General features: G+C 59.0%; 9 protein-coding genes. 2 read left to right on the plus strand and 7 right to left on the minus strand.

The features are described from left to right. Positions 1–6: 6 nt before the first annotated feature. The 7 genes from LMH93_RS20295 to LMH93_RS20325 form a co-directional block, all read right to left on the minus strand. The gene (locus LMH93_RS20295; protein ID WP_326839524.1) at positions 7–1,116 is read right to left on the minus strand and encodes a glycosyltransferase family 4 protein; all 1,110 of its coding nucleotides are present in this window, start codon (positions 1,114–1,116) and stop codon (positions 7–9) included. Then, the gene (locus LMH93_RS20300) at positions 1,113–2,255 is read right to left on the minus strand and encodes a glycosyltransferase family 4 protein (RefSeq protein WP_059395266.1); all 1,143 of its coding nucleotides are present in this window, start codon (positions 2,253–2,255) and stop codon (positions 1,113–1,115) included. The genes LMH93_RS20295 and LMH93_RS20300 overlap by 4 nt, the downstream gene beginning before the upstream one ends. Next, positions 2,252–3,148: a GDP-mannose 4,6-dehydratase gene (locus LMH93_RS20305; protein WP_230064517.1), complete on the minus strand. Its 897-nt coding sequence runs from the start codon at positions 3,146–3,148 to the stop codon at positions 2,252–2,254. The genes LMH93_RS20300 and LMH93_RS20305 overlap by 4 nt, the downstream gene beginning before the upstream one ends. Next, the gene (gene gmd / locus LMH93_RS20310) at positions 3,148–4,179 is read right to left on the minus strand and encodes a GDP-mannose 4,6-dehydratase (RefSeq protein WP_059395268.1); all 1,032 of its coding nucleotides are present in this window, start codon (positions 4,177–4,179) and stop codon (positions 3,148–3,150) included. Before gmd ends, LMH93_RS20305 begins: the two co-directional genes overlap by 1 nt. A gap of 439 nt (positions 4,180–4,618) precedes the next feature. Then, on the minus strand, positions 4,619–6,034 hold the full coding sequence (locus LMH93_RS20315) for a TolC family outer membrane protein (RefSeq protein ID WP_230064518.1): 1,416 nt from the start codon (positions 6,032–6,034) through the stop codon (positions 4,619–4,621). Further along, on the minus strand, positions 6,031–7,356 hold the full coding sequence (locus LMH93_RS20320) for an HlyD family type I secretion periplasmic adaptor subunit (RefSeq protein WP_230064519.1): 1,326 nt from the start codon (positions 7,354–7,356) through the stop codon (positions 6,031–6,033). Before LMH93_RS20320 ends, LMH93_RS20315 begins: the two co-directional genes overlap by 4 nt. A 12-nt stretch (positions 7,357–7,368) precedes the next feature. Next, complete coding sequence (locus LMH93_RS20325) at positions 7,369–9,177, minus strand: type I secretion system permease/ATPase (RefSeq protein ID WP_230064520.1); 1,809 nt, start codon at positions 9,175–9,177, stop codon at positions 7,369–7,371. 560 nt (positions 9,178–9,737) lie between these two features. On the opposite strand from LMH93_RS20325, the gene LMH93_RS20330 reads away from it, so the two are divergent. Together LMH93_RS20330 and LMH93_RS20335 are read left to right on the plus strand one after the other, a co-directional pair. Beyond that, on the plus strand, positions 9,738–10,619 hold the full coding sequence (locus tag LMH93_RS20330) for a hypothetical protein (RefSeq protein ID WP_230065377.1): 882 nt from the start codon (positions 9,738–9,740) through the stop codon (positions 10,617–10,619). Positions 10,620–10,636: 17 nt separating this feature from the next. Further along, complete coding sequence (locus LMH93_RS20335; RefSeq protein ID WP_230064521.1) at positions 10,637–12,094, plus strand: DUF4214 domain-containing protein; 1,458 nt, start codon at positions 10,637–10,639, stop codon at positions 12,092–12,094. Positions 12,095–12,166 lie beyond the last annotated feature (72 nt).

A 12,166-nucleotide genomic window follows, 5' to 3' on the forward strand; every position in this document is an offset into this window, starting at 1 on the left:
CCGTTGCTATAACAGGCTACGGTAGAGATCGGCATAAGCACCGGCCATGGCAGATGCGGTAAATACTTCCTCGTAACGTCGCAATGCATTAGCACCCATTGCCTGTGCCATGGCGGGGTCGTCCCACAGACGCTGCATGGCTTGCGACAGTGCACGGGCATCACGCGGCGGCACCACCAACCCTGTCTGGTCCGCCAGGTTGATGAACGTGGTACCCGAACCCATTTCACAGGAAATCAGCGGCTTGCCATACATTGCCGCTTCCAGTAGCGAAATACCGAACGATTCGGAGCGCAGGTGAGAGGGGAAGGCAAATGCGTAACACAACTCCAGCAACGCCGCTTTATCGTCATCTGCCAAGCCGCCCAGAAAATGTACATTGGCAAGCCCAAGCTCCGCTGCCTGCTGCTTGAGCTGCCCCTCAAGGAAGCCCCCGCCCAGGATCACCACCGGTAAGCGGTTTATGGCTGTAGCCTGCAGCAGGTAATCCAGCCCCTTGTAATAGCGCAGTGCGCCTACAAACAGGAAGAACCGTTCGCCCAGACGCGCACGCCAGTAAGCCAGCTTTTCTGCGGTTGCCCGGGGATAGGTGGCGCGGTCAAGGCCGAAGGGGATGACTGCAAGCTTGTCCTTGAAGTGTGTCAGCACTGGGCTGTGCGCAGCATAATTGGGCGAGGAAACGACAATACGGTCAACACTGGAAAGAAAACGGTTCATCAACGGCTGATACAGCTTGAGCAGCCATTTTTGCTTGATGATATCGGAGTGGTAACTGACGACCGTGGGCTTGTTCAGCCGCGCCAGAAAATGCACCAGGTCCATGTAGGGCCAAGGGAAGTGGTAGTGCACGATGTCAGCCTGGCCGGCCAGTTCGGCAAAGTCCTTCATTGCCGACAGCGAGAAACCCGTTGAGGCCACATGCAAGTCCAGCTTGGAGCGGTGCGTCAGGTGGCTGCCTAAAGGCTCATTGCGTGCCGCACCTCGCGGGCTGAGGTAAAGCACCTCTGACTGAACACCAAGAGCCCGAGTGCCTTCCGCGATCTGGAAAATGACCTGCTCGATGCCCCCCATGGAGTCGGGGTAATACGTTTTGAAAAAATGCAGAACCTTGATCATCGCGCCCTGACCGACTTATAAACCTCGACGGTGGCCTGTGCGCAGCGTTCCCACGAAAAGCCACTGGCATGCAACAGCCCTTGCTGCACTGCAGCAGACCGCCACGCTTCATCCTCGAGGCCCTGGTGCAGCAACCCGGTCAGGCCTTCTACATCATCAGGCGCGCACATCAACGCCGCCGAACCCGCTACCTCTGGCAGCGACGAGCTGTTGGAGCATACCACCGGTACCCCCGAGCTCATGGCCTCGAGCACTGGCAGACCGAACCCTTCATAGTGCGACGGGAAGGTGAACAGCCGAGCGCCGGCAAACAGCAGCGGCAAGTCTTCACTGGCAACGAAACCGAGGTAGCGCGCCCAACCTTCCTGCTGCGCCTGGGCAATACGGCTGTGGATCGCCTCGCTGCGCCAGCCATGGTAACCGCTGAGGATCAAGGGCCAACGCTGGCGCAACGCAAGCGGCAATCGGCCGTAGGCATTGAGCAGGTTCTCGATGTTCTTGCGCGGCTCGATGGTACCGACGAACAGGCTATAACCGCCTGGCTCCAGGCCATGGCGTGCGAGGGTTTCGCGTAACGCCTGGGGTGTGCGAGGGTGGAACTGCGCAGAGCTGGCCAACGGTACCGCATGAATGCGCTCCAGGGGCCAGCCGAAGTACTCCGCCAGCTCCTTGCGAGTATGGTGCGAAACCGTAATCAGGGCATCAGCACGCTCGAGGGTTAGCGTCAGCTCTTTTTGCAGGTAACGGGCCAGCTGTGGCGTATGGCAATGGGCCCAGGTAAAGGGTGACAGATCGTGGAAGGTCGCCACCCTGGGCCCTGCGAAAGGCGGCAGGTAGAAATTGGTGCTGTGGTAGATGAAATCTTCGTGGCCGCGCAACGCGCGCTTGCGCAGCAAAGGCATCAAGCGCCGGTAAGCTTCCACCGCCAGGGCGTTTTTCTGCACAAAACGCTTAAGGCCATGCACAGCGTCGGACTGGTCCGAAGGCTTGAGCAATTCGGGTACGAACCTGCGCCCGGCGAATAGCCGCAAGTCGCTGATTTCGTCAGCATGCTGCAGCCGTGACGCCAGTTCATAGGTATAGCGCCCGATACCGGTCAACGGGAAGCGAACCGATTCGACTGAAAGGATGAGCTTCATTGATCAGCAAGCATCCAACCCAGGGTTTCGTCCAGCGAAGGCGTTTGCCAACCCGGCACAAGCTCACGCAGCTTGCCATTGTTGCCACACAAGGTTTTCACCTCGTTGGCGCGGACAAAGGCCGGGTTAACTTGCACGTCCAGCTGATGCCCGGTAATGGCCGAACACTTGGCGATGACCTCGCGCAACGAATGCGTTTGCCCGGAGCTGACGTTGACTGTCTGCCCCAGCGGCCGTGCCTCTATCAAGCCGCGATAGGCCTGAACGACCGCGCGTACGTCGCTGAAATCGCGCCATACGTCGAGGTTGCCCAGTTCGATGGTGTCAGCCTTGCGACGGAAATGCGAAACGATTTTCGGCAGCAGAAAGTTGTCTGCCTGCCCAACACCGGTGTAATTGAAAGGACGCGTGATGACGATCGGCAACCGGTCAGCCCACAGCCGGGCCATGTATTCCATGGCGAGCTTGCTGACCGCGTAATCATTGGCCGGCGCAGGCAAGGCCTGCTCGTCCAGCATCCCTTCGGAAATGTTGCCATACACGTTAGCACTGCTGGCGATCAACACGCACTCAGGCGTTTCGCCACAGGCCGCGATGGCTTCGAGCAGGTTGCGCGTACCTATCAGGTTGACCTGGTAGAACGCGTCGGCGGTACCATGCCCGACAAAAGCAATGGCAGCCAGATGCACAACTACATCCGGCTGCAGTTCGGCCAGCAACGCGCGCAGACCCGGCCCATCGGTCAGATCGGCCTGACGATAGTCGGGGGCCTGCAAAGGCTGGCTCCCAGTCCCGAAAACTTCATAGCCACTGGCCCGCAATTCGGCCGCCATGTAACGGCCGGTGAACCCGTGAATACCTGTAATCAGCGCGCGTTTACTGGCCATTTGCATCAGAACGAGAACCCTTTTTCGTTACGACGCAGGTCGGCTTCGACCATCATGCGGCACAGTTCTTCCAGGCTGGTTTTCGGCTCCCAGCCCAGCACTTGCTTGGCTTTGTCGGGGTTGCCGATGAGCAGCTCGACTTCGGCCGGGCGGTAGAATTTCGGGTTGATGACAACCAGTACCTTGCCGCTGGCGGCGCAGGTGCCCTGCTCTGCCTCGTCCTTGCCGCTCCACTTGATTTCAATGCCGACAGCCTTGAACGCCATGGACACGAAGTCACGTACGGTTTCGGTGCGGTTGGTGGCGAGTACGAAGGTATCAGGCTGTTCAGCCTGCAACATGCGCCACATGCCTTCGACGTACTCTTTGGCAAAGCCCCAGTCGCGCTTGGCATCGAGGTTGCCCAGCTCCAGCTTGTCCAGCAGGCCCAGTTTGATCTTGGCAACGGAGTCAGTGATCTTGCGGGTCACGAACTCACGGCCGCGCAGTGGCGACTCATGGTTGAACAGGATGCCGCTGGTGGCAAAGATGTTGTACGACTCGCGGTAGTTGATGGTCATCCAGTGGGCGTACAGCTTGGCCACACCGTAAGGGCTACGCGGGTAGAACGGGGTGGTCTCTACCTGCGGAATTTCCTGGACCTTGCCGAACATTTCCGAAGTCGACGCCTGATAGAAACGTGCTTTCGGATTGACGATACGGATGGCCTCAAGCAGGTTCACAGCACCCAGGCCGGTGATTTCGGCGGTGGTCAGTGGCTGTTCGAACGATACGCCAACGAAGCTTTGCGCAGCGAGGTTGTATACCTCGGTGGCTTCGGTGGTTTGCAGCAGGCGAATGCTGGCCGACAGGTCGGTGAGGTCGTACTCGACCAGGTGCAGGTTAGGGTTGGTGTGAATCCCCAACTCCTCGATGCGCCAGAAGTTAACCGAGCTGGTACGACGATAGGTGCCATAGACTGTATAGCCCTTTTCCAGCAGCAGTTCCGCCAGGTAGGCGCCGTCTTGACCAGTGATCCCAGTAACGATTGCTTTCATGCGACTTAACCAACTCCGATAGTGCCGTGCGGGCATGTGTTAATAGGTTGTGATGCGGGCAGTTCCAGCCACGCATTTTCGGTTCCATGCCGAAGTATACATAGGTCGTACGCACTACTCGACTTACAAAGTACTGGCGCGACGCAAGCTGGCAGCTGCTGGGGCGCTTGGAACCGGCCAAAGCATGGCAGGCGCCACCGAACGGTTTGGCGCCAAGGAGGGAGAATAAGTGCCACGGCCCGAAGCCGCCACTACAAAGCGTGTAGGAAGATTCCGAACCGGACGGTTGTTGGGGTTAGCCAAGGCGTTCGCGTGCAAATGGCACAGGAATGATTGGCCCGAAACAAACGTAGGAGCGAGCGCAGCTCGCGATGCGCCGCGCGGGCGGCGCTCGATATTTGCCCCACCTTCATACCCAAGACGAACACCCGCAGCCCGATCAGCTACGTGCATCCACCCGCGCAACCTCGCCACCCGGCAAGCTGGTTTCCGGCACGGGGCTTAGCCACACATTGACGTTATCCACACTTTCCTGCGTCAACTCCCCCGCCCAACGGTTGAGCAGGAACAGGTTGGTGATGAAGTCGTACTGTGTCTTCAGCAGGTCGCGCCGCGCCTTGAACTCGTTCTGAACGGCAGTGAGCACATCCACGGCGTTGACCACACCGAAGGTGAACGCCTTCTGCGCTGCAATGCTGGACTGCTGCGCCGATGACAGTGCGTTGCGGTTAGCGCGAATCTTCTCGACCGCAGCCTGTGCAGTCAGATAGGCGGTAGTGGTTTCCTTGACCACCTGACGCCGAGCACCTTCCAGTTGCTCCTCGGCTGCCAGCTGATCATCGTAAAGCCCACGCACCCGAGCGGAGGTAGAGCCACCGCTGTAGATCGGGATTTTCACCCCCAGCGAAGCCACATAGCTATTACTGCGAGGCGTCTGGGTATTGTCATAACCTTGGTCGTTCTGCTGCGCACTGACACTCAATCCCACTTGCGGATAGTGCTCGCCCTTGCCTTCGCGCACCGCCGCATTGGCCGCCTCTGCCCCACTCTGATACGACTTCAGCAAAGGGTTGGTTTCGATAGCCTGGGTTACCCAGCTCTGCAAAGGCCGGGTGGGCGCCTGCAACGTGACATCATTGCGCACCCGACTGAGCGGCTCGGTAACCGGTCGCCCAACAATCTCGGCCAAGGCCTCGCGACTCACTTGCACCTGATTACGCGCCTCCACTTCTTGCGCAAGCAAGAAGTCCACTCGCGCCTGCATGTCGAGCTTGTCGGTGATCTTGGCCATTTGCCGATCGAACATACTGCTGACGCGGTCGAGGTTTTTCTGGGTCGCCCGGCGCTCAGCTTGCACCAGCGTCAGCTCGTCGTCTGCGGCCAGCGCCACGAAGTAGCGCTTGGCGAGGTCAACCGTGGCCTCTGCCAAGGTATCTTCGGCTTCATGACCCTTCTGGTCTTTCACGCTCTTGGATTTCTGGTACCGCTCCCAGGCCGGCTTGTTATACAAGTACTGGGTGAGGCTAAGCGAGTAGGTTTCGGTGTTGTAGAGGTCACGGGTAGCCTCGTTCTTGCGCAGGATGCGGCTAGAGTTGGCATTGGCCGACACCTGGGGCAGCAAGCCGCCGAGTGCCGCCCGCTGCTGCTCGCCGGCAGAGCGCGCACGTGCGTAAGCGCCGAGGACCCGCGGGTCCTCCAGGCGCGCTTCACGGTACAGCCCCGACAGGTCCAACGCATAGGTGGACGCCGAAACACCTTTCGGCTGCTCACCTACAGCCGCCTTCCCTTCCACGGCCACCGCCTGCCAGGCGACCATGCACATCATTACTCCCGGTAGCAAACGTAGCACAATCATTCCTCGATCAGCGATTCAGCGAACATGTTGCGCGCCGGTTTCAACAGGTACTGCAGCATGGTGCGGTCACCTGCATTGATGAGGACCTCGGCTGGCATGCCGGGTTGCAGCTTGCGGTTACCGAGCTTTTTCATGCCGTCTTCGGTGACTTTCACCCGCACCAGGTAATACGCGTCGCCTGTGCGCTCCTCAATCAAGCTGTCTGCAGAGATGCGCGTCAACTTACCCTCGATGACGGGGGTGGTGGCATTGTTAAATGCGGAGAAGCGGATATCGGCAGTTTTGCCGAGCTCCAGCCGGTCGATATCCTTGGTCGCCACCTTGGCTTCGATCACCAGTTCGGACTGCGCCGGTACGATGTCGAGCAAAGGTGTCGCTGCACTGACCACGCCGCCAATGGTGTGCACCTTCATGTCCAGCACCATGCCGCTTTCCGGCGCGCGAATGACCACACGAGAAAGGCGGTCGCGCAGGGCTGCTTCCTTTTCCTGAAGGTCGAACACCTGAGCCTGCACGTCCGACAGCTCCTTGGCCACGTCTGAATCGAACTTCTTCTTCAACTGCACGATCTGCAGTTCGGTTTCCCCGATTTGCAATTTGGTCTTGGTGATCGTCGATTCGTGATCAGCAACCTCCGTCTTCAGCATGTCCAGCTTGCGTTCCTGCTCCAGCAGCCGCTGGTTGTCGACAAAGCCTTCCGCCAGCAGCTCTTTCAGCTGCTTGATTTCACCGGTATAGGACTTTTCCAGGCTGCGCTTGGTGCGAATCATGTCGTTCAGGCCAGCAATTTGCTGCTTCATCTGCTCGATACGTTCGCGGTTGACCGAAATCTCGCCCTGCAAAGAATCGTGACGGGCCTTGAACACTTGCTGCTCGCCGGCCAGCGCCTCCACGGCCCGATCCGAATCGGTACCTTCCATGGATACAGCCGGGATGGTACTCATGCCGTCACGCTCAGCCCGCAGCCGCGCTTCTTTATAGCGGGCCACAATCAACTGGTTGCGGGTGGATTCGTACTCCGCACTCAGTTGAGACTCATCCAGCACAATCAGGGGGTCACCCTTTTTAACCAGATCACCATCACGGGCGTAAAGTTCTTTGACGATGCCACCCTCCAGGTGCTGCACGGTCTTGCGGTAATTCTGCACCGTCACAGTACCGGCGCCGTGTACGGCATTACTTAATGGCGCAAACGCGGCCCAAGTGCCGAAGATACCGAAGGTGACAAACACAATGGTCAGCCCGATGCGGCGAATGCCGCGATCGGAGGTGGGCATGTCATCGAAATTGTGGTCGAACGTGGTGATAGCTTTGCTGCTCATCTAGGAATCCTTTCAAGCGCCAGTGCTGGTCGTGACGGCAGGCGCAGCGGCTGGGGCCGCAGGTGGAGCGGGGTTAGGCACTGCCGGGGCAGCCGCCGGCGGCTGAGGTGCAGCAGGCTGGGCAACGCGCTGCTGGGCCTTGGCCTGCTGCGCGAGCTCGGCGATAACGCGGTCGCGCTCGCCATAAAGCGAAATGGTACCGCCGGCCATGACCAGCACGCGGTCCAGGCGGGTGAGAATATTGGGGCGGTGCGAGACAATGAATACAGTTGCACCCGACTCTTTAAGCTTTTGCAGGGCAATACCCAAGGCGCGCTCGCCAACATCGTCGAGGTTCGAGTTAGGCTCATCAAGCACGACCAGGCGCGGCTTGCCATAGATGGCGCGTGCCAAGCCGATACGCTGACGCTGGCCGCCGGAGAGGTTCACGCCCTCGCTGCCAATGACGGTGTCATAACCGTCAGGAAGCATCAGGATCATCTCGTGTACGCCAGCCATCTGTGCTGCCTCGACCACCTTCTGCGGGTCGACCTTGTCGAAACGGGCGATGTTCTCGCTGATGCTGCCTTCGAACAGCTCGATGTCCTGCGGCAGGTAACCGACATAGGGACCCAGCGCCTGCTTGTCCCAAGCAGCGATGTCGGCACCATCCAGGCGCACCACGCCGTGCTGCGGCGGCCAGATACCCATCAGCGCACGCACCAGGGTGGACTTGCCCGCAGCGCTGGGGCCAACAATGCCGACAATGGAGCCAGCTGGCGCCACGAAACTGATGCTGCGCAATACCGGGGACTTGGCACCCGGCGGGGTTACGATCAGGTTCTCTACCTGAATGTAGCCCTCAGGCGCTGGCAGAGGCATGCGCTCCGGCTCGTTCTTCAGATCGTCCATCACTTTGCTCAGGCGATCGTACTGGACCTTGGCAGCTACGAAACCTTTCCAGCTGCCAATCATCTGGTCGATAGGCGAAAGCGCCCGGCCCAGCAGCAGCGAACCGGCCATCAGCAGCCCCGGGTTGATCTCATGAGTGATAGTGAGGTACGCACCGATAGCCAGCATGATTGACTGCGCCCAGATCCGGAACGTCTTGGACGTGGAACTGACCGCCCCCCCCTTATCGCTCGCCTCGGACTGCAACATCATGATCTGGCGCTGGCGCTTGGCCCAGCGGTTCATCAAGGTTTCGAGCATGCCCATGGACTCGATGACCTCGGCATTACGAAGCGCCTTGGTGGTCACCACGTTGGAGGCCACGTTTTGCTTGTTCGCGCTTGCCAGCGCACTGCCAGTTATCCGGTGATTGACCACGGCGAGGATGGTCAGCACTGCACCACACGCCAGGGTCATCCAGCCAAACCAAGGGTGGAAGAGGAACATGACAATGGTATAGATGGGGAACCACGGCGCATCGAAGAATGCAAACAAGCCCGGACCAGTGAAGAACTGGCGCAACGACGTCAAGTCGTTGAGTGACTGCGCAGTAGCATCGGCCCCTCCACTGGTCAGCGCGCGCTTAAAGCTCGCGCGGTACACGTCGCGGCTGAGCATGACGTCCAGGCGATTGCTGATCCTGACCATGATACGCGAGCGCACCCATTCCAGCGCGCCCATCGTCACAACCAACACCGTCAGGATCAACGTCAGCATAAGCAACGTAGAGGTACTGCTTGACGGTACGACGCGGCCCGACACCTGGATCATGAAGAAGGTGGGCACCAGCATGAGGGCGTTGACGAAGAAGCTGAAAAAGCCGACCGAGAGAAAGCTGCTTTTACAGGCTTTGAGGGCGGCATGCAGGTTGTTGTCGGATTGTGAACTCATGGTATCCATACTGAGAAAGGCGAAAGCGGCGGGCAGTGTACCACCCACACAAAGGAGCAGCGTGTCAGATTATCTTTGAAACGCCCCGCCTAGCCGACTAGCTGCATCGAACATGAATTTTTCCGTCAAGTGGGTTGGGGCCAATGCAATCGGGACTCCTGACCGAAACCAGCAAATGGCCACCATGAAGAATTTGCGAGCCGACAAACGGCGCAACCCTGCCCTTAGAGGCTGGCGACATGCGCCATCAAAACTTGAAAAAGACGTGAAAATCTCATCAAATTACCCAAATACCTGTTTCCCAAGGCATTTTAGAATCAAAATGATAGCCCAGCGCCACACTCAGGAATTACAAAAACGGGCATTGGGAGCGCTCCAAGATTGCGTAAGTTCCGTTGGCGCATGAAATTTTTTTTAGATTCTTTGGTTGACATCTTTTCCCTCTGACTGCATCTTCGCCACTCGCAGGGAGCCATCACTGGCCGTTTAGTGTATGCACGGGTCTGAGCAAGTTAGCTGCCAGTGTTTTTGCTTAAAAGGAGCTTAACAACGCCATGTCTATGCCATCACAGACCCTTGACGGCCTGAAGATCAGCTCACGGGTGACGCTGCTCGAACCTGGCATGTACATCTTCCGCTACGCCTCGCAGCCGCCTGCCGAAAAGCCTGTGTGCATTGCGCTGCAGCAAGCGCCGCTGGGCAAAGGCTCCATAGATTTCTTCCCCGCCGAAGGCATCAGCAAGAACATGCTGACCAAGCTCGGCGACACCCTCGTGGCGCGCGTCAAAGGCGGCGTGACGACGGTACTGATCACCGAATATCACATGTTTGACGACGTGATCGAGCCCATCGACCTGCGCATCGACCGCATCGATACCTCCCCAGCCATCATGCGCACCTTCGCCGTGGTCGCCACCGCCGAACCCGCTCAAGCCCTCGCCGACAACAACGCGCCCATGCCCTTGGTGGTCACCGCCCAGTTGCAGCACGCAGGCGAAGTGGTGTCCAGCGAAGGCTGGGTAGGTGCACCCGAAAGCGAATACTTCATTGAAGGCTTTGCCATTGAATGGCCGAATAAGCCGGCCGGGGTCGATTTGCTTTATACCTGCATGGTGGCCGGCTCTGGCCCCAGCCGCAATGTTGCCACGGGCACCTTCGTAGGCGCCCGCGGCCAGGGCCTGCCCCTGATCTGCGCAGGCTTCAGCCTGGTAGGTCCCCTGCGCAAGCACTACGAATTAACCGGCCTGATCGCATTCGGCACTGCCGAGCCACAGCGCCTGGTAACCAATCAGATGATGCATGGCCCCAGCGGCAACGAGCCGCTGGTGGCACTGCATATCGCCATTACTCCCGTTACGAAGATGAACGCTGCCCGCTCTAAATCTCCGTGGGAAAACTCTGCGCCTCAGCAGAAAATCAGTGCAGCAAGCCAACTGGCTTGAAGTAACAGGAACAAATCATGCAATACGATAACCCCGTAGCGGCCTCCCAGCTGCAAGAGCACCTGGACAACTCCACCCTGTCGGCCGGCACTGTTGCCGCTATCAGCTCGCTGCTGAACCTGACCGGCGAAGATACCACCGTTGGTGTGGCTTCGTTCGATGGCGTTAACCTGCAGCTGCCAACCAACGCCCCTACTCAGGTAGTAACCGGCGCGATCGCTGGCCAGAAAGGCGACCAGGTCACTCTGGACCTGTCCGCTGCCGAAGCCGCTGGCGCTAGCACCTACATCCTGGAAAGCGATGCCAACCTTGTTGTCACCCTGCAGGGCAACTCCGCTGCCCCTGCTACCTTCGCTGCCTTCGCTGCTGCTGACATCGCCGTAACTGCCGATGACAGCGCTATCGAACTGGTAGTGGCCACCGGTAACGGCGATGACGTCATCACCGTGAATGGCGACCAGAACACCCACATCGACGCAGGTGACGGCAACGACACCATCGTTACCGGCAACGGCAACAACACCGTTATCGCTGGCGCTGGCAACAACAACGTGAAGACCGGTTCGGGCAACGACACCGTTGTACTGAGCGGCATCAACCACGCTGACATCGTCGATACTGGCGCTGGCTTCGACGTTGTGCAGCTGGACGGCTCGCGTGCCGACTACAACTTCGCCACCGGCAACAGCTTCAACGTGAACCTGACCAGCGCCGCTCCAGGTGTTGGCCAAACCGCTTCGATCACCAACGCCGAGCTCCTGACCTTCGTCAACGGCGACCAGGTTGAAACCGTTGCCTTGGCTCACAGCGAAGCCGAAGCCTCGGCTCTGCGCCTGTTCCAAGGCATCCTGGATCGCGACGTTGACCAAGACGGCGCCAAGTTCTTCGTTGACCAAGTCAACCAAGGCACTTCGCTGACCGATATCGCCAACCAGTTCCTGAACTCTTCCGAGTTCGCTGGTGCCGCGAACGAAGCCAGCATCAACGAGCTGTACGCTTCCCTACTGGGTCGTACCGCTGACGAAGACGGCGCTGCATTGTTCCAGGAATTCCTGGCTAACGGTGGCTCGCTGGCCGATGCTGCTGCCCTGATCTCGGTTTCCGAAGAAGCGCAGAACCGCGACCAGTCGAACGGTGACTTCGTCCGCGACCTGTACACCAACGTATTGGGTCGTGACGCTGACGAAGACGGCCTGACCACTTACGTGTCCGCGCTGTTCAACGGCACCAGCCGCGCCGATGTTGCCAAGTTCATCGTTGGCTCGGAAGAGGCTGCTCAGAAGTCCACCAGCGAGTTCATTGACGCACTGTACGGCTCCGCTCTGGGCCGCGGTGCTGACGAAGCTGGCAAGGCCTTCTGGACTGCACAACTGGAAAGCGGCTTGAGCCAGGCCGATGTTGCCCTGAGCATCATTGGTTCGCCTGAAGCTGCAGACCACATCGACAACGTCGTTGTGCTGCACGGCCAGGTGTAACTAGCCCTGCTCTAGCCAAGGATACGCCCAGCCGCAAGGCTGGGTCGTATGCAAAAAGGGGCGACTTTCGGG

Origin of the sequence: Pseudomonas sp. CIP-10 (genome assembly GCF_020911845.1) — a bacterium.
Taxonomy (GTDB): Bacteria; Pseudomonadota; Gammaproteobacteria; order Pseudomonadales; family Pseudomonadaceae; genus Aquipseudomonas; species Aquipseudomonas alloputida.